This is a genomic window from Pararobbsia alpina, from assembly GCF_902859895.1.
GTDB lineage: Bacteria > Pseudomonadota > Gammaproteobacteria > Burkholderiales > Burkholderiaceae > Pararobbsia > Pararobbsia alpina.
In genome coordinates this window covers 42,112-60,816 of the sequence record NZ_CADIKM010000024.1, presented here as the reverse complement: position 1 = coordinate 60,816, position 18,705 = coordinate 42,112, and the positions used below count along the sequence as shown (strand labels likewise).

The following is an 18,705-nucleotide window of genomic DNA, read 5'->3' as shown; positions in this document are numbered from 1 at the left end:
CGCTGCACCGACCTGCCGTGAAATGAAAGCAAATCGAAAGTAATGGATCAGCAGCAAGCCAGGAAGGCCGGCATTCTCGATGCCGGCCTTTTTTTTGGCCTGAACTTCCCCATTCCGCCTGAACTTCACCATTCCAACGGAGGCGAACGCAAGATCGGGACGCTACAATCGAAATCGACCCGCATTCACGAAACAGGCCATCTCCATGATCATCAATTCCGCAGCCTATCGGAATGGCAAGAAAGTCGGCGATATCCCACTCGACGACATCAGCGAAGTCCTCAAGGAAGCCGATACTTTTGTGTGGCTCGGCGTGCTCGAACCCACGCTCGAATTGCTCAAGCAGATCCAGGTCGAATTCTCGCTGCACGACCTCGCGATCGAAGACGCATTGATGGCACATCAGCGGCCCAAGCTCGAAACCTATGGCGAGACCTTGTTCATCGTGATGAACACCGCTCAGTACAGCGACGAAGTGACCTCGTTTGGTGAGACGCACATCTTCCTGGGCAAGAACTTCATCGTTTCGATTCGCCACGGTGCTTCATCGTCGTATCAGCAGGTCCGCGCGCGCTGTGAATCCGTGCCTACGATGATGACCAAAGGGCCGGCCTTCGTCGCCTACTCGATCATGGACTTCATCACGGACGGTTTGTACGAAGTGGCCGAAGGCATTCAGGCTCGCTTCGAGGTCATCGAGGAAACGCTGTTCACCGATCAGTACGATCGCGACATGATCAACCGTTTGTACCAGATGAAAGCCCAGATGCTGCGCCTGCGTGCCGCGGCTACCCCGGTCGACGAGATCTGCCATCAACTCGTGCGCCTGCACGACGACCTGATTCCGAAGGAACTGCGGCCCTATTTCCGGGACATCGCCGACCATGCCTTGAAGACGATCACGATTCTCGATTCGGTGCGGGAAATGATCACCACGGCGATCCAGATCAATCTCGCGCTGGTGACCTTCGCACAGAACGATACGGTCAAGCGGCTGGCCGGCTGGGGTGCCATTCTCGCCGTGCCGACACTGGTTTTCAGTCTCTACGGGATGAATTTCAAGTGGATGCCGGAACTCGAGTTCAAGTACGGCTACCCGGTCGCCGTGGCCGTGACGATCGGCATCTGCGGATATCTGTTCCGGCGCCTTCGCAAATCGGGCTGGGTGTAGGCCCCGCCCTCCCGGCCGTCGTCGGGGTGGGCCAAGGATCGCAGGCAAAAAACGCGGCTGGGTGGCAACCACGCCGCCGCCCAGTTGCTCAACGACTCAAGCTTGCTCAATGCGCCGCGGCCATCGAAGCCCCCGCGCCAAGCTCGACATGCCGCAGTTCGACCACGATGCGGCGCGTCGCCGCTTCCTCGATGTATTCGGCGAGAATGCGCTGGATATCCGGATCGATGTACTGTGCCTCGCGGCCGTCGATGATCAGCACGCTACCCGAAGGGATCTGCGCAAGATAGCGGCTCAGCCTGACCTTGATCAGGAACGACAGATCCTTGTGAAAGCGCAGCAGATAGTGGCCGTCATGCACGGTCAACGACATGGCGGCACGGCGGTGGAGTTGAAGCACGATGACCACGCTCGCAGCAACGCCCATGCCGATACCGATCAGCAGATCCGTCGCGAGTACGCCGGCGATCGTTATACCGAATGGCACCCAGTGTGCATAGCCGGTGCGCCACGCATTCGTAAACAGGCGCGGCGAAGCGAGTTTGTAGCCGGTATGAAGCAGGATTGCCGCGAGGCAGGCGAGTGGCACGAAGTTCAGCACGTCGACGAGCAGGAACAGGCTCAGCAGTAGCAAAACCCCATGGATGATCGCGGAGAGCCGCGTCGCCGCACCCGCGTGCACATTGGCCGAACTGCGCACAATGACTGCCGTGATCGGTAGTGCGCCGATCAACCCTGCAAGCAGATTGCCGACACCCTGCGCGCCCAGTTCGCGATTCGGCGGCGCGGTTTCGCGGCGCGGGTCGAGACGAGTCACCGCGGCGAGACTCAGCAGCGTTTCAAGGCTCGCGATAATGGAGATGGTCACGCCGAGTTCCCAGACCTCGGGATCGCGGATGGCCGACCACGCGGGGAACGTCAGGGCTCTGCTGAAACTGTCGAACGAGTCGAGTGCGGGCAAGGCGATGTGCGCGGCAGGGGCAATCGAAAGTGCCGGAAACCACATCGAGGTCGTGAGCGAATAGGCGATCCCCCAGGCCACGACGACCAGAGGCGCGGGCAGGGCGCGCACGAGCCGATAGCGCTGGAAGGTTTTGCTGCCCCAGCCGAACAGCAAGGCGAGCGAAACCAGCGCGACGACCGGCGGTCCGATCCTCGACCCCTGCCCTGCATCGAGGCTGTCGGACAGGCCGATCGAAGACGCCGGGATACCGAGCGCCACGGGTGCCTGCTGCATGATCAGCAGTAGTCCAATCGCGGCCAGCATCCCGTTGACGACCGAACTCGGAATATACGCAGCCAGCTTGCCGACGCGTAACAAGCCGAACACCAGTTGCAGGGCGCCTGCGAGCATCACCGCGGTCAGGAACGCCGAGAAGCCGCCGCTGAGTTCAGTGGCTTCGACCACGATCACGACCAAGCCGGCAGCGGGCCCGCTGACGCTGAGCCGCGAACCGCTGAGCAGGGCGACGACCGTGCCGCCGACCACGCCGGCCAGCAGGCCTGCCAGCGGATCGACACCCGATGCGCTCGAGATGCCGAGGCACAGGGGTAGAGCGACGAGGAAAACGACAATGCCCGCGAATACATCATTGCGTATCGAGGCGCCGAACGCCAGGGTGGGAGTTTTTTTCATGCGTGGATTTCGGGGTGCATTAGGAGATTCGAACCGGCATGCGTGCCCGGTCTATTCGGCGGCAAGCTCGTGCAGCAGGCCGTCATTCATGCCGTAGATCCAGCCGTGCAGGCTGGGCCGGCGTGGCGCGCACTTGAGCGCGTCCGACTCACGCAGCACGGCAAGCTGAGCGTGGACATTGAGCTCGGCAAGACGGCTGACTTTCTGATCGAGCGACTCGCAGGCCTCGAGTTCGTCGCGGTGCTTCTCGGCAAGACAGCGCAGCGGCGCGATGCGCTCGTTGACGTGAGGCGCGTTTGCATTGGGGGGCAACAAGGAGGCTCGCACCCCGCCGCAATTGTGGTGGCCGCAGATCACGACGTGCTTGACCTGCAAGATGCATAGCGCGTATTCAAGCGCGCTCGACGTGTTCGATCCCGTGCCGAGCAGGTTCGCAATATTGCGCAGGACGAACAGGTCGCCGGGCGCCGCATTGGTGATCGTCTCGGCGGGCACGCGGCTGTCGGAGCAACCGACCCAGAGAAACGCGGGCTTTTGCGCCTCGGCATTTTCGCTGGAAATGTAACGGATCTCGTTTCAGAACCGCATTGGACCATGCGCGGTTCTCCACGAGCAGGCGGGTCGGCGAGTGAATCGATGACTTCAAGCGTTACTCCAGGGAGTCAATGAGGTAAGAACAATCCATCTCAAATAAAGGCTTTCCAATGGAAGCCTAAGTAATTTCGTAGAAGGGGGTTAGATTACCTTCAGAAATGCAACTACCGCATAGGAGTGCGACATTTTGACGCATCGTTGAATGTCAGGAATATTCGTCAGAGCAGGTCATACTCGTCTCTGGCGCAAGTCAGGCCGCCGCTGAGGCAAACGCGGCAGAACGGCGAGATGCGAGGGGGAATGAAACAAAGGCAATCATCCTGCTGGGAGATTGCCTTTGTTTGATGGGCTGCCGCGGCATCTTGGCGATGCGGCGCGGCGTTCAATGGAAAATAAGATAAAGGATGATCAGTGCGATCACCGGTACGCCAAGGAACCAGCCAAGGATATAAGGCATGACGAACTCCTCCGGGAATGACGCGAGGCGGGGACGCTCACGCTATACCTGCAGAGTGAGCATTCGTCGTGCCTGCGCATCGCAAGGATTTTCGGACTTTTCGCAATGGAGGCTAGTACGTGCCTGATCGCCTATGCGATCAGCTCCGAGCTTCAGCGCTTCTGGAGCTTCCAGCCTTCTGACGTCTTGCAAAACAGGGGTTGCCAGACCTGCTGCTGATTGCGTGCCGAGAGCTGAATGGCGACGTGCCGGCAACTCATCCCCTTGTTTTCGAGGTGATCCTTGGGCGTGATCGTGGCCGTGATCGGTACCGCATTGCCAAGGCCCTGGTTGCTCCACTCGCTGGTCTGGCCATCGGTGGCCTGGTCGAGCGCCGTACTCAACGACGCTTTCAGGGACGCCATGTCCTTCTGCTTCATGAAGCTGATGGGCGAGTCGTGCATGAAGCCAAGGTTCTGGGCATGCGCCGTGCTGATACAGGCGAGCGCGACCAACGTCGGACCGGCGACATGGCGCAAGGCTGCGGTGACCGTGGCAGATGAGCGTTGCGACGCGCTGCGATACATGGCAAATCCTCTTGGTGACGAAGGGCGAAAGTGCCTTCGGGATCGACGCGCCCTGCCCTTGCCCCGCGGAGCCGGCAGCACACCTGCTAAAGGTACTGCCTGTGCGGCCCCAAACACCAGTGAATCGGGCGGCAAAATGATTGGACGTGAAGCATTTGGGCAGAGATCGTGCCGGGACAGCTGAAGCGTGCCCGAACTGCGTCTTGCGGGCAAGCCGCGGAGCGCGCCCGAGGCACGATCCGCAACCGGATCGAACCGGATGGATCGGGGCTCGCCACGCTTGCCTGCCCGTCTCAAAATGTCATTTAAGGTTCACGGGAACCCGCTCGCTTCGCAAAGCGCCGCGACGCATAATTGCCGCGGCTCAATGGCTGCGGGATCCTTGGGCTTGCGCAAGGCCTTGCTCCTGCAGAATTCGCACGCTTGCTGAACCCTCCGACCCACGCGATCGCCATCCCTTGATACGATGGACTTCCCAGCACCCTTTGCCGTCCCCACTCCTGCGCTCTCGAGCGAGCCGCCTTCGGCACCAGACGAGAGCGACATCTGGACCGTCGCATTGACCGACCATGCGGCCTTCTCATTCGTGCGGCTCAAGCGTGTCTTTACCTTACCGGGTAGCCGGCACGTCGTCGTGCTGGTCGACGCGAAGGCCCTGCTCGCCTGCGCGGACCGCGACCCGACCGACTATGTGCTGCCCGCCGTCCCGTATTGGCCGCCGGGAAAGGTCAAGGGCTTGCGCGAATTCCTCGAGCCCGGCCAGGCGCGCATGCCCGAGATGCCCTATGTGCTGTTCAGCACGCGGCGCACACCCGGTTTCGTCGGCTTGCTCGGCTTGTCGCACGACGGCGTGGTGTCGTTTCGCAACGGTCAGCATCGCGCACGCTACATGGCGTATGCAGGCGCGGAGTGCTTCCCCGTCGAAGTCCATGAGACCGAGGCGGAAGCACTGCGCAAGTATTGCGGCTGGGTGGGTGTGGCGCGGTCCTGACCCGGTCGTGTGAGGATCATGAACGCTCGTATCCCTTGCGGCCTCCCCCTTTGCCAAGGGTAGACCCCAAAGGCAAAACACGACCGCTCGCGACGACGGGTACTGTTACCGGTGCTTGAACAGATCGAGAATCTGATTCGTCTCGCTCGCCGTCACGGCGGGCGGAGGCGCAGGCGGCGGTGCCTCGGGATTGGGACCCGGCACGGCGCCCGGCGGGGGTTCGCTGGCCGCATTGGGACCGCTCGCGGCGAACGGATTCGCCCCGTCGAGGCCGAGGCCGGTCACGAAGCCGTTGCCCGGCGTGAATTTCGAAAGGTATAGCTCGTCGTTGAGCGTCGACACGCCATCCGGTGGACTCTCCGAATACTGCGGCACGCCGCGCAATGCCCGGCCCATGTACTGCACCCAGATCGGCAGCGCTAGCTGTGCACCGAACTCACGTGAGCCGAGGCTCTTCGGCTGGTCATACCCCATCCAGGCCACCGCGACGAGCGAGCGCTGATAACCGGCGAACCAGCCGTCACGCGCGTCGTTGGTCGTGCCGGTCTTGCCCGCGATATCGGTCCGGTGCAGCACGTTGGTGCCGGCGCCGGTACCAGACTGGGCGACCGACCTGAGCAGGCTCGTCATGATGTAGTCGTTGGCGGCCGAGATCGTGCGAGGCGCATTCTGCCCCGCCACGACCGGCTGTGCCTTCGAAAGGACATTGCCGCGCGTGTCGCTGACCGTCGTGATCAGATAGGGATTCACGCGATAGCCGCCGTTCGCGAAGACGGCAAAGGCGCTGGCGGACTGCAATGGCGTGACAAGGCCGGCGCCCAGTGCCATCGGCAGATAGGGCGGCGTCTTGTCGGCATCGAAGCCGAAGTTGCGCGTCACATAGTCCTGCGCGTACTTCGTCCCGACGAAACCGAGCAAGCGGATCGATACGAGGTTCTTCGACTTTTCGAGCGCGACGCGCACGGACATCGGGCCGTCGGGCTGGTCGTCGTCCTTCGGATCCCAGGCGTCCTGCCCCGGTCCGGCCGCCGCGAAGTGCAGCGGCGCATCGTTGACGATCGTGGCCGGGCCGATACCCTTCTCGAGCGCCGACGAATAGATGAACGGCTTGAAACTCGAACCGGGCTGGCGCCAGGCCTGCGTGACGTGGTTGAACTTGTTCTTGTTGAAGTCGAAACCGCCGATCAGCGCGCGAATCGCACCGTCCTGCGGCGTCAGCGAGACCAGGGCGCCTTCGACCTGGGGCAATTGAGTCACGGACCAGTTGCCCTTCTCATCCTGGACGACCCGGATCACCGCGCCCGGGCGCATCTTGATCGCGGCAGGCGCCCTCGCGGACATGGCGTTGGCCGCGAACTTGAGTCCGTCGCCCTGCAGCGTGACGACGTTGCCGTCGGACGTTTCCGCCTCGATCGATTTCGGGTTGAGCGCCGTCACGACCGCCGACTGTAACTCGCCGTTGTCCGGATGGGAGTTGAGCGCTTCGTCGATTGCCTGGTCGCGGTCGCTCGTATCGCCATCCGTCACGGGAGGCAGTTCGATGAACGCCTCGGGGCCGCGATAGCCGTGGCGCCGCTCATAGTCCATGATGCCCTTGCGCACTGCATCATAGGCCGCCTCCTGGTCGCCCGAGTCGATCGTCGTCGTGACGGTGAGCCCGCGCGTGTAGGCATCTTCGCGATATTGCGCATACATGATCTGCCGCACCATCTCGGCGATGTACTCGGCATGCACGCTGTATTCGGTACCGGCCGTGCGAGTATGGATCGGCTCGTGAACGGCCTCGTCGTACTGCGCCTGCGTGATATAGCGCAAATCGAGCATTCGCTTGAGGATGTATTGCTGGCGAATCCTCGCGCGTTTCGGATTGACGATCGGGTTGTAGGCCGATGGTGCTTTCGGCAGCCCGGCAAGCATCGCGGCCTGGGCGACGGTGATGTCCTTGAGATCCTTGCCGAAGTAGACGCGCGAAGCCGCTGCAAAACCATAGGCACGCTGACCCAGATAGATCTGGTTCATGTACAGCTCGAGGATTTGATCCTTGCTGAGGGCGGACTCGATCTTGTAGGCGAGCAGCATCTCATAGACCTTGCGCGTGTAGGTCTTCTCGCTCGAGAGGAAGAAGTTGCGCGCGACCTGCATCGTAATCGTGCTCGCGCCCTGTGCGGCGCCGCCGTGCATCAGGTCTTCGACACCGGCGCGCAGGATGCCGATGAAATCGACGCCGCCATGCTCATAGAAGCGGTAGTCCTCGATCGCGAGCACGGCCTTCTTCATGACATCGGGAATATCATTGAAACGCACGAGGCTGCGACGCTCTTCGCCGAACTCGCCGATCAGGATATGGTCGGCCGTATAGACGCGCAGCGGCACCTTCGGCTGGTAGTCGGTCAGCGCATTGAGCGAAGGCAGGTTCGGCTCCATCACGACGAGCATGTAGCCGATCAGCAGCGCACCGATCACCGCGCAAGCGCCGATCAGTCCGCTGAACCACATCAGGATGCTCAGCGCGAGCGGACGGCGGCTGCGCGGCGCACGGCCATGCCGGTCGTTGTCGTCGCCCTCGTCGTCATCGGGCTCGGGATCCGGCACATGTCGTGCGTCTCCCAGGTTGCGGAATTCGGGCTCGCGAAAACGGTCGCCTCTCGAAGGCGGACGGGGCTTGTTGGCCATGGGCTAGTCGGTCTGGTTCTCAGCGCAGAGCGGCGCGCCGCCCGCGCTGCCGACACGAATCGCGCAGGCAAGAGAACGCGGGCAAAAGCGCAAGTGTAATCGAAAGCGTTCGTGATTCGGCCCGAGTCGGGCCGTCTCGCTTACGAACAGCTTTCCCTGGTTCGCGGCCCACGCCTCCCCCGTGATGTGCGCCGGCCTGCCGGCAGCCCCTTTTTCATTCTGCTTTAAGTCTTGGGTGCCTATACTCGGACACATTTTGGGCGATGGCGCAGCTGCGGGTTCCTCCGCTCACCAGCTGAAAGCCCCGTGACGACCCGTCGCGGAGTACCGCCATCGTGCTGGTGTAAGATCACCTCACGCCTTTTGTTTAACGATGGAGACATCATGTCGCTTCTGAACACCATCTCGCGCACGCTGAAGGGCCTGCTCAATGACGCAGCCGAATCGGTACAGGATCCTTCACGCGATGCGCGCCAGATCGTCCGTGAGCTCGACGGCAGTATCGGCACCGCGGAAAACTCGTTGATCGAGATCGAGGCGCAGGTCAGCACGCAGCGCAGCAAGCGCGACCTCGCCGCCGAAAAGGCGGCGAAGTACGGCGACGGCGCCAAGCGCGCGCTGCAGGCCGGCAACGAGGCGCTCGCACGCGAAGCCCTGTCAGCCCAAGCCGCCGCCGAAAACGAGCGCGATGCGCTCGATGCCGAGCTCGCGAAGCTCGAACCCTCGCTCGACCAGCTCAGGAACCAGATGGGCGAGATGCGCGGGCGCCGCAACGATCTCCAGTCACGCTCGAGCATCCTGTCGGCCAAGCAGGAAATCGCGAAGGCCAAGGATACGGCGGCGACAGCGCTTGGCGGCATCGGCGGGCAAAACCTCTCCGAAGACTTCAACAAGCTCGAGGAAAAGGTCAACCTGTCGAATGCACGCTCCGACGCGCGCCTGAACTCGGCCGACCAGAACAACGGCAAGGCACTCGACGACCAGTTGGCCGCGCTGACCCGCGGCCCGTCCGTCGACGATCGTCTGGCGGCGTTGAAGAAGGAACTCAACACGCCACCCAATCCCTGAGACGGGATTTCCTCTCAACGGCAGGCTTGCCGGTGTACTAGCCGCAAGCCTGCCGCGTAGTTTTGAAAGATGGTTTCCATCATGAAGAGATTCATCGCTGTTGTATTCATGGTCTGCGCGAGCGTATTCGCGCAGATCGCCATTGCCGCCCCGAACGTCAAGGATGTCGAGGCCGCCATAGGCGCGGGCAACTACAGGCAGGCGGAATCGATGCTTGCCGAAGTCGTCCAGGCACACCCGGGTAGCGCGCGAGCGCACTACATGTATGGCCAGGTGCTCGATCACAATGGCAAGGCCGCGGACGGCCTTGCACAGATCGAGCAGGCGCGCAGCCTCGATCCTTCGCTGAAGTTCACCGATGCCACACGCTTTCGCGCCGTCGAGCGGCACGTACAGGCCGATGCCGACGCCGCCGTGCGCGCAAGCAGCACAAGCCTGGGCAATGGCATGAGCCGCGATGGCGGCGGCCTCGCAGCCGGCAATGACGCGAACGGCCTGCGCTCGGGCAGTTCGCTCTCGCGCGGCGCCGAGGCCCTGATGCCCCAGACCGCGCCGGCCGTGCGCGAGCCCTCTTCCAAGATCTGGATCATTTTCATCATCGTGATCGCGGGTGTCGCCTGCGTGCTCGTCTGGACCCTGCGCCGCGCGCGCAACAAGGGCGACGGCGAGGCCAAGGAACTGCGACTCACACAGATGCGCCGTGCCACCGAAGTTCTCAACAACGTGCGTACGCTCAAGCTCGACTTGCGCCTGTCGACCCTTGCGGGGCATGAACAGCTTGCGGGCGAGGCGGAGAACCTTGAAACCGATGCGCGCGAGACCGTCGGCGCGTTGAACGGCGGCAATCCGGTACCCGACTATCGCGTCGAGGATCTCGAACGGCGTTTCGCGAGCCTGCGCGCGCGCGCCGATGGACGGCCCGATCCGAACGCGGCCACCGTGGGGGGCGGCAATTCTTCACCTTACGCCCAGGAAGCCGATCGTTTCGCCACGCCGCAATACCCATACGGGCCGGCCGGGCAGCCTCAGCCGACCGTCATCGTCCAGCAGCAGCCGAACACGGGTTCCGGCCTGCTGACGGGCGTGCTGCTCGGCAGCGTGCTCAGCGGGGGTTTCGGAGGAGGAGGCGAGCGGGTCGTCGAGCGTGATGTCATCGTCGACGATGACGACCTTCGACGTCGCGGGGGTGGGGGCGACTACGTCCCCGATCCGGGTTTCGATGCGGGCCAGGGCGGCAACGACTGGGATAGCGGCGGTAGCATCGACGCCGGCGGTGGCGACGACGGCTGGTCGAATAGTTGACTCGCTACCTTGCCGGTCGGCAGATTCGCCGATCGGCTGGTTAGCCGGTCGGCGCGCCCTAACCCGCTGACGCCGGCGCGCCGCCGTTCGAGGCCTGCGCGGGGTGCAGCCCGATCCATCCGCGCTGCCTCCAGCGCCAGAAATTGCAACAGCCGCGCATACATTCCTCGATGGTCATGCCGATCCACAGCCCCGGCAAGCCATAGCCGAGATGGACACCGAGAAGCCAGCACAGCGGCAGCCCGACCAGCCAGTTGAAGATCATCCCCATGGCCATCGGAAACTTGGCGTCACCCGCCGCGCCGAGCGAGGACGAACAGATCACGTTCGCGGTGCGCCCGACTTCCAGAATGAATCCGATCGCGGCAAGCTGAACGCCGAGATGAATCACCTGCGAATCCTGCGTAAAGAATCCAAACAGGCTCCGGGCATTCAGATAGACAAGCGACGTGCAGACCAGCACGCCGATCACGCCATAACGAAGGCTGGCCATCACGCGCTCGTGCGCCTGGTCGAACGCGCGTGCACCAATGCGATTGGCCGTCAGGATCTGGGTCGCCTGCCCGATCGACAGCGTCCAGAAAATGATGCAGGTCGAGATCTGCAGCGAATACGTGCGCGCCGCGAGTGCCTCCGTGCCCATCCGGACGATCATCGTCGTCAGCGCGAGCTGAAAGGCGTTGAACAGCACCGGCTCGAGCGTCATCGGGATCGCGGTGGTCAGTACGGGCCGCACCATCTCGCGAAAACGCCGGCGCGTGCTCGCGCTGAGCGCGAGCCGCACGTGCATCTTGCTGTGCACGCAGTAGCCGAGGAACAGGACGTTGACGAGAAAGTTGATCGATGCGGCGAGCAGCACGCCGCGTACGCCGAGCTGCGGCGCACCGAACCAGCCATAGGCAAACGAGCAATTGAGGGTGACGCCGAACACATTGCCCAGCGCAAAACCCATCATGCTCCAGTACGTCTTCCCTACCGACGCCCCGATCGCCGCATAGGCGACGCGGAACCCCATGGCGAACAGGACGATCCAGTACAGGCTCAGATATTCGCGCGCATATTCGGCCGTCTCGCCCGTCAAGCCGAGCCAGATGCCGATGTGGTCCTGCAGCAGATAGATGGTCGCGGCCGCGATACAGCCCAGCCCGATATTCGTCGTGAGGATGAACATATAGGCGTCTTGCGCACGCTTGCGATCGCCCGCGCCGACGAATCGCGCGGCGACCACGCCGCCGCCCTGGGCTATCAGCTTGAGCACCAGTACCAGCATCAGCAGCAATGGATTTAATGCGCCGAACGCACCAGCGGCCGAATCCGATATTCGGCTTAGAAAGAACATGTCGATAAACGCAACGGCGAATATCAACACCATTTCCATACCGATCGGCCAGGCCACTGGCCAAAACTTAAGCTTGTTCACTTCGTTCCACCCCGTGGAGGCCGCGTCTTAGTCGGGGCTGTGCGCATGCGGCGGTCGCGCGTGCGGAGCCCGACCCTGCCGGCTTACGAAATTCTAATGCAAAGGTTTTGTAAAATGGAAGCGGCGATACTGATCAATCGGCATTAAGACGACAGTAAAAAGGCGGCGATTTTCGATGCTGAATTCATGACACGTTAAAACCACGTTAAATGTGGTCGTCGCAAACTAGTACGCTTGCGGCAGCCGCTGCGAGTGCGACGCAGATTGGCAAGCGTGCTCACTTCGAACAAGCGTCAATAAACCGTCTAACCGGGTCCGGACAGCCGCTGCGGTCGCCCGAAGCGGCGCGCGGCGGCCGACCTTGCGCGGGACCTCACTCCGTGAGCGCGCCCTCGAGCCGGCGGAAGATGCGGCCGGTCTCGCCGCGCGCGTGGAGCGCGAACAGCAACACCGAGCGCCCGGTTACCTGGTAGACATTGCCCGCGTCGAACTCGGGCAGCTCATCGCGGATCGATGCATTGGTGTCGATCAGGCAGGTCCACTGATCGCTGCCGGGCACGTCGGGCAACTGGAAGTCGACCACGTCATGGTGCGCATTGAAAACCAGCAGGAGCGTCGCGTCGGAGGCCGGCTTGACGATGCCCGAGGCTTGCGCCCGGCCGTCGAGCACCATGCCGAAGCATCGCATCATGGGATCGGCCCACTGCTCGTCGCTCAGCGCCGCGCCGACCGGATCGATCCATCTGACATCCGTGACTTCGAGTTTTTCGTTGTATTCGCCAGTCAGGAAACGGTTGCGGCTCAGTACCGGCAGCGTATGCCTCAAGGTCGTGAGCTTGCGCACGAAATCGGTCAGCGCGCGGCCGTCGTCGTCGATCCCGTTCCAGTCAACCCAGCTGATCTCGTTGTCCTGGCAATAGGCGTTGTTGTTACCCTGCTGGGTCCGGCCGAATTCGTCGCCCGCGAGCAGCATCGGCGTACCCGCCGAGAACAGCAGCGTCGAGAGCAGATTGCGTTTCTGCCGTTCACGCAAGGTGCGCACTTCGGGGTCGTCAGTCGGCCCTTCCGCGCCGCAGTTCCACGACTTGTTGTCGGAATGGCCGTCGCGGTTTTCCTCACCGTTCGCCTCGTTGTGTTTGTCGTTGTACGTGACGAGGTCGTTCAGTGTGAAACCGTCATGCGCACAGATGAAGTTGACGCTCGCCCACGGACGGCGCCCGCGCCGGTTGAACTTGTCGCCCGAAGCGGTGAGCCGCGTGGCGAGTTCCGCACTGATGCCCTCGTCGCCCTTCCAGAAAGCGCGTACCGTATCGCGGTAGCGGTCGTTCCATTCGGCCCAGCCCGGCGGGAATCCGCCGACCTGATAACCGCCGGGACCACAGTCCCAGGGCTCCGCGATCAGCTTCACGCTCGAGAGAATCGGGTCCTGCCGGCAACTGTCCAAAAAGCCGCCGCCTTCGTCGAAACCATACGGCTCGCGGCCCAGGATGGTCGCGAGGTCGAAGCGGAAGCCGTCGACGTTCATCTCGGTCACCCAGTAGCGCAGGCTGTCGGTGACCATCTGCAGCACGCGCGGATGGGAAAGATTCAGCGTATTGCCGGTGCCCGCGTCGTTGACGTAGTAGCGGGCGTCCTCGGGTATCAGGCGATAGTACGACGCATTGTCGATGCCCTTGAACGAGAGGGTCGGGCCGTTCTCGTTGCCTTCGGCCGTATGGTTATAGACCACGTCGAGAATCACCTCGAGCCCTGCGTCATGGAAGCGATCGACCATCTTCTTGAATTCGCCGACGCTGCCGTCCGAGTAGTAGCGTGGGTCGGCCGCGAAGAAGCCGATGGTGTTGTAGCCCCAGTAGTTCGTCAGGCCCTTGTCGAGCAGATGGCTGTCGTTGACAAAGGCGTGAATCGGCATCAGCTCGACGCTCGTCACACCCAGGCTTCTGATGTAGTCGATCACGGGCTTGTGTGCGAGGCCGCCGAAGGTGCCCCGCAATTTCTCGGGCACAGTGGGGTGTCGCTTCGTGAACCCGCGCACATGGGTTTCATAGAAGATCGTTCGGTCCCAGGGGACACGCACGCGTGTCGGATTGTCCCAGGCGAACGAGGTGTCGACGACCTTGCATTTGGGCACCGAGCGCGCGCTATCGCGCTTGTCGAACGAGAGATTGCCGGCCTTGTTGCCGAGCGTGTAGCCGAACACTTCGGGGCGCCATTTCAACGCACCGACATGGGCCTTCGCATACGGATCGAGCAGCAGCTTGTTGGGATTGAAACGATGGCCCGCGGCAGGCTCATAGGGGCCATGCACGCGATAGCCGTAGACGGTGCCGGGCGCGAGATCCCGGATATAGACGTGCCAGACTTCGTCGGTATATTCGGGCAACTCGATGCGATCGGTTTCGGTGCGGCCGTGCTTGTCGAACAGGCAGAGTTCGACTTTCGTTGCATTCGCTGAAAACAGTGCGAAATTGACACCCTTGCCGTCCCAGGTGGCGCCCAGTGGAAACGGAGATCCTTCAGCGAGATTTGACAGCGGCATGTCGGGTCCTTGGCCGGAGAGGGAAGACTGCAAAACCAGTCAACTCAGCAGCTTGCGTGCCTGCCCGGCTCACACCCATCGGTACCCGGGCTCCGACCGCTAGGTGTCGAGTGTCGCGCTGCCGACGTTCACATGCGAACCGGCTCTCTGTCCCTTCGCCCCCTGGATCGTCTCCGGCACACCGTGCGCATGGGCAGCCCCGGCGCTCGCGGCGGCGGCTTGCGCTTGTGCGGCCTCGAAAGCGGCAACGGCCGTCGCGGCCGCACCGGCTCGCGCACACGGCAAAGCGCAGAGCTCGGTGTCGTCGGCGGCCATCGCCTCGGTGACCTGGACGCGAAGCAGTTCGACCCATGCGCGAATTTTCGCATCGAGATACTGCCGCGACGGATACAGCGCGTAGACCGATAGCGCCGGCAATGTGTACTCGGGAAGAATGCGCACGAGCGAGCAGTTGCGCATGCTTTCAAGCGCCGAGAATGCAGGCAGGATGCCGATGCCCATGCCCGCCTCGAGCGCACTGCGCAGCGACTCGGCGCCGTTGACCCGCAAGGGGCCGCGTACGGTGATGGTCTGTTCGCCGTCGGCGCCGGCGAAGGTCCAGCGATCGCTCGCAAACACCGAGGCGGTTTGCAACTGGACGCAGTCGTGAGCGGCCAGGTCGGCGAGCGTCGACGGTGTGCCGCGCCGGGCGAGATAGCGTGGCGACGCGCAGACGATCGTCCTCGATTCGCCGAGCTTTTGTGAGATCAGCCCCGAGTCGGGCAATTGGGACGAAACGATCATGGAGACATCGAGCCCTTCCTCGAGCAGGTCAGGCATGCGCTGAGACAGCGTCAGGTCGACAAAGACTTCGGGATATTTCTCGTGATAGCGCGCGATCGCCGACATCAAGTAGTGCTGCGCCAGGCTCGACATCGCGTGCAGCCGCAGCGTCCCCGCAGGCCGGGCCTGCGCATGGCGCGCCTCGGCTTCCGCCTCGTCGACGTAGGCAACGATCTGCTCGCAGCGATGCAGGTAACGTTCGCCGGCTTCGGTCATCGCAAGCCGCCGGGTAGTGCGGTTGAGCAGCCGCGTGCGCAGGTGCGTCTCGAGGTCGGAGATCGAGCGCGAGACATGCGCGGTGGTCGTCGCCATCTGTTGCGCGGCGGCTGTAAAACTGCCTGTCTCCACGACGCGCATGAACACGCGCATATTTTGCAGAGTATCCATCCTGGTTTCCCCTCAGTAGCGCCGACTATCTCATATTTTTCCAAATCGCGTAACAAACTACAGTGAACCCCTTCTTTGCGCCGGGATTACATGTCTGATGCGACAGAGGCTTGAGGGGCGACATCCCGCGTGCTAATAAGGGACTGTGACCGAATCTTGCTTTCCGGCACTCACCCAACGTTCCCGTCCACCGAACCGAACCAGGAGATATCGAATGAGCATGGTCCAGGAGTTCAAGAGTTTCGCGATGAAAGGCAATGTGATGGATCTCGCCGTCGGGGTAATCATCGGTGGGGCGTTCTCGGGCATTGTCAATTCGATCGTCAAGGACTTGATCATGCCGGTGGTCGGAGTGGTCGCGGGCGGCCTCGATTTTTCGAACAAGTTCGTGCGACTCGGTGAGATTCCGCCCTCGTTCAAAGGCAATCCGGATTCCTACAAGGACCTGCAGACTGCCGGCGTGGCCGCGCTCGGCTATGGCAGCTTCGTGACCGTGGTGATCAACTTCATCATCCTGGCGTTCATCATTTTCCTGATGGTGAAGTTCATCAACAAGCTGCGCGAGTTCGAAGCACAGCATCCGGATGCACCGCCTCCGGCGCCGCCCGAAGACGTGCTGCTGCTGCGTGAAATCTGCGACGAGCTGAAGAGCCGGCCCTGAACGGCCAGGCCCTGCGCAAGCAGCGCATAGCTGCCGCTTTCTGAGGCTTTCCGCGCCTGCTGCGCGTGCCGTATTCCGCCGCGGGCCGCCCTGAAACCTGGCGGCTTATGCCAAGCCGGCGCCGGGGCCGGCAACGGGCAGGCTCGCGGCGTCGTTAAGTACCCGCTCGAGTTGCTGGATGCTCACCGGCTTGGTCAGATGCACGGAGAAACCGGCCTCGATGCAGCGCCTGACGTCGTCGTCCATGCCGTAGCCCGTCAAGGCCACTGCGGGGGCGGCCGAGCGGGTGCGAAACGCGCGCACGAAATCGAGGCCGCTGCCGTCGGGCAGACCGAGATCGCTGATCACAAGATCGAAACGCTGTCGCTCGATCGCTTCCAGCGCATCGGCAAGAAGACCGGCGGTCGTCACCGTATGCCCATAGGCTTCGAGCAGTCGGGCCATGACGTCGGCCGTGTCTTCGTGATCTTCGACCAGCAGCACTTCGAGCGGCCGCTCAGCGGGCGGCGTCGGACGTTCGCTGCGTTCCGCCGTGACGGACCGCGCGCCGGTGACGGGCAGGACCAGGGTAAAACGCGCGCCCTTGTCCGCCCCTTCGCTGAAAGCCATGACGCTCCCGCCGTGCGCGTCGGACAAGGCGCGCGTGATCGCCAGCCCGAGGCCGAGCCCGCCATACTGCTGCGAGATGGTTGCACTGCCCTGCTCGAATGCCGTGAACAGTGACGGCAAGCGCAGCGGATCGATGCCGATGCCGTTGTCCTCGACCTCGATTTCAAGAGTCTCGACAACGTTTTCTCTTACCGCATTGCGTGTTCGCAGGATGATCGCACCGCCCTCCTGTGTAAATTTCGCCGCGTTGCGAACCAGATTCCACAGCATCTGCTGCAGGCGCGCGCGATCGGCACGCACATGATGGTGTTCGGCGCCCAACTCGAAATCGACCCGCTGCCGCTTCGCATCGATCTCCTCGCGGAACATCTGGAGTACCTCGCTGAGCGCTTCATGGACGTCGACGACTTCGAGCGCAAGCAGCAGCTTGCCGTTGGACACGCGCGTGAGGTCGAGCAGGTCGTCGATCAGCCGCGCCTCGAGTTCGATATTGCGTCGGATCAGCCGGATGTCGTCCCTCACCGGGTCAGAGAGGTCGGCAAAACGTTCGAGCATGCGCGCGGTGGCCAGCACCGGTGAAAGCGGCGTACGCAATTCATGTGAAAGCATCGCGAGGAAGCGGTCTTTCGCGCGGTTCGCCTCCTCGGCCGCCTGTTGCGCGGCCTGGGCGGAGGCCAGCAGGCGTTCGCGCTCTTCCTCGCGGGCACGCAGCAGTTCAGCCTGCGCGAGTGCCTGGCGCAGGCGTGTCTGTTCGAGTACGCGTGAGACGGCTTCGGGCAGGTAGTCGAGATAGGCGCCCGTCTTCGGCACCACATCGGCGACACCCGCGCGCAAGGCCTCGATCACACGCGACTCATCCGCGAAGCCCGTGAGCAAGATGGCCGGAATCGGCGCGGCCTCGCGCGCGAGCCGCCGGAAGAACTCCAGTCCTGTTTCCAGACTGCCGAGCTGGTAGTCGAGCAACAGCAAGTCCGGCCGGTCGTGCAGCACGATCGCGCGCGCCGACTCCGCCTCGGCCACCGCGCTGACCCGGTGCCCGGCGCGCATGAGGATGCGGCACGCGAGTGTGCGCAAGCCCTCGTCGTCGTCAAGCAGGAGGATGTGGGCCGCGCCGTCCGTGGCCTTTACGCGATCCAGCATGACAGAAGTGAACAGATCATGAGACAGCCGCCACCGGCCCGATCCGTGGAGCGTTCCACGGGGGCACGCATCGAAGAACCCGTGGATACACCCCGGGATACGACGGCCGGGACATCGGCCGGGAAGCCGGCCAGGAATTCAAATGAAGCATCGGTGCGTACATATTCGAACCGCATTTCAGGGGCGCGCGGGTTGCGGCAGCTTGACGACCTGCAGGAAAAATCCGAGCCGTCGGACGGCCTCGATAAACGCATCGTACTCGACGGGTTTGGTGACGTAGACGTTGCAGCCAAGTTCATAGCAGCGCTCGATCTCGCGCGGATCATCGGTGGTGGTCAGCACGATAACGGGCAGCGCGGCCGTGCTTGGCGAGGCCTTGAGGCGACGCAGAACTTCGGTGCCGTCCACGCGCGGCATTTTCAGATCGAGCAGCACGACGACGTTCGACAACGGCCGCCCTTGCGGGTACTCAGGGTCGTTGAAGAACCAGTCGAGTGCTTTCTGGCCATCGGAGAAGCGCGTGAACCCGTTAGTCAGCCCCGCGCGTCGCAGATTGCGCTCGACCAGTGTGGCGTGCCCGTCATCGTCCTCGATCAGGACGATGCCGACTGTTTCGCCGTTCTTCATATGCGTGTCCTTGTTAGCCCTGTGTTGATCGTGTCAAGCGTA

Annotated in this window: 13 protein-coding genes and 1 pseudogene; 5 read left to right on the top strand and 9 right to left on the bottom strand. The window is 62.8% G+C overall.

What is annotated here, in order from left to right; translation table 11 throughout:
• Window positions 1-199 precede the first annotated feature (199 nt).
• Window positions 200-1,171, top strand: a complete 972-nt coding sequence (locus HV670_RS20360; protein WP_175106699.1) for a magnesium and cobalt transport protein CorA — start codon at window positions 200-202, stop codon at window positions 1,169-1,171.
• Between the two features lie 106 nt (window positions 1,172-1,277).
• Here HV670_RS20360 and HV670_RS20355 read toward each other — a convergent pair whose 3' ends face one another.
• The 3 genes from HV670_RS20355 to HV670_RS20345 form a co-directional block, all read right to left on the bottom strand.
• Entirely contained in the window at window positions 1,278-2,807 is a 1,530-nt protein-coding gene (locus HV670_RS20355; protein ID WP_175106676.1) for a SulP family inorganic anion transporter, read from the bottom strand.
• Between the two features lie 51 nt (window positions 2,808-2,858).
• Window positions 2,859-3,302, bottom strand: coding sequence for a carbonic anhydrase (locus HV670_RS20350; protein WP_175106675.1), 444 nt, complete (start codon window positions 3,300-3,302; stop codon window positions 2,859-2,861).
• Window positions 3,303-4,010: 708 nt separating this feature from the next.
• Window positions 4,011-4,424 (bottom strand): hypothetical protein, encoded by a 414-nt coding sequence (locus HV670_RS20345; protein WP_175106674.1) that lies wholly within the window; start codon window positions 4,422-4,424, stop codon window positions 4,011-4,013.
• Between the two features lie 466 nt (window positions 4,425-4,890).
• Here HV670_RS20345 and HV670_RS20340 point away from each other — a divergent pair, with 466 nt between their 5' ends.
• Entirely contained in the window at window positions 4,891-5,415 is a 525-nt protein-coding gene (locus HV670_RS20340) for a plasmid fertility inhibition factor family protein (protein ID WP_246257753.1), read from the top strand.
• 105 nt (window positions 5,416-5,520) lie between these two features.
• Here HV670_RS20340 and HV670_RS20335 read toward each other — a convergent pair whose 3' ends face one another.
• Window positions 5,521-8,088, bottom strand: a complete 2,568-nt coding sequence (locus tag HV670_RS20335; RefSeq protein WP_175106673.1) for a penicillin-binding protein 1A — start codon at window positions 8,086-8,088, stop codon at window positions 5,521-5,523.
• 384 nt (window positions 8,089-8,472) lie between these two features.
• Between HV670_RS20335 and HV670_RS20330 the strand changes: the two genes are divergently transcribed.
• Window positions 8,473-9,156: a PspA/IM30 family protein gene (locus tag HV670_RS20330; RefSeq protein ID WP_175106672.1), complete on the top strand. Its 684-nt coding sequence runs from the start codon at window positions 8,473-8,475 to the stop codon at window positions 9,154-9,156.
• Window positions 9,157-9,237: 81 nt separating this feature from the next.
• Window positions 9,238-10,458 carry a tetratricopeptide repeat protein gene (locus HV670_RS20325; RefSeq protein WP_175106671.1) on the top strand — a complete coding sequence of 407 codons (1,221 nt, stop codon included), beginning with the start codon at window positions 9,238-9,240 and terminating at the stop codon, window positions 10,456-10,458.
• Window positions 10,459-10,516: 58 nt separating this feature from the next.
• Here HV670_RS20325 and HV670_RS20320 read toward each other — a convergent pair whose 3' ends face one another.
• The 3 genes and pseudogenes from HV670_RS20320 to HV670_RS20310 all read right to left on the bottom strand — a co-directional run.
• Window positions 10,517-11,878, bottom strand: a complete 1,362-nt coding sequence (locus HV670_RS20320) for an MATE family efflux transporter (RefSeq protein ID WP_175106670.1) — start codon at window positions 11,876-11,878, stop codon at window positions 10,517-10,519.
• A 373-nt stretch (window positions 11,879-12,251) separates the two neighbouring features.
• Window positions 12,252-14,417, bottom strand: coding sequence for a glycogen debranching protein GlgX (gene glgX / locus HV670_RS20315; RefSeq protein ID WP_175106669.1), 2,166 nt, complete (start codon window positions 14,415-14,417; stop codon window positions 12,252-12,254).
• 291 nt (window positions 14,418-14,708) lie between these two features.
• A pseudogene (locus HV670_RS20310) lies at window positions 14,709-15,626 on the bottom strand (LysR family transcriptional regulator); the annotation flags it as partial.
• A 214-nt stretch (window positions 15,627-15,840) separates the two neighbouring features.
• Between HV670_RS20310 and mscL the strand changes: the two are divergent.
• On the top strand, window positions 15,841-16,287 hold the full coding sequence (gene mscL / locus HV670_RS20305; protein WP_175106667.1) for a large conductance mechanosensitive channel protein MscL: 447 nt from the start codon (window positions 15,841-15,843) through the stop codon (window positions 16,285-16,287).
• Window positions 16,288-16,392: 105 nt separating this feature from the next.
• Here the strand turns inward: mscL and HV670_RS20300 are convergent, their stop codons facing one another.
• A complete protein-coding gene (locus tag HV670_RS20300; RefSeq protein ID WP_175106666.1) occupies window positions 16,393-18,036 on the bottom strand; it encodes an ATP-binding response regulator in 1,644 nt (547 codons plus the stop codon).
• 177 nt (window positions 18,037-18,213) lie between these two features.
• Window positions 18,214-18,663, bottom strand: coding sequence for a response regulator (locus HV670_RS20295; RefSeq protein WP_175106665.1), 450 nt, complete (start codon window positions 18,661-18,663; stop codon window positions 18,214-18,216).
• Between the last annotated feature and the right edge of the window lie 42 nt (window positions 18,664-18,705).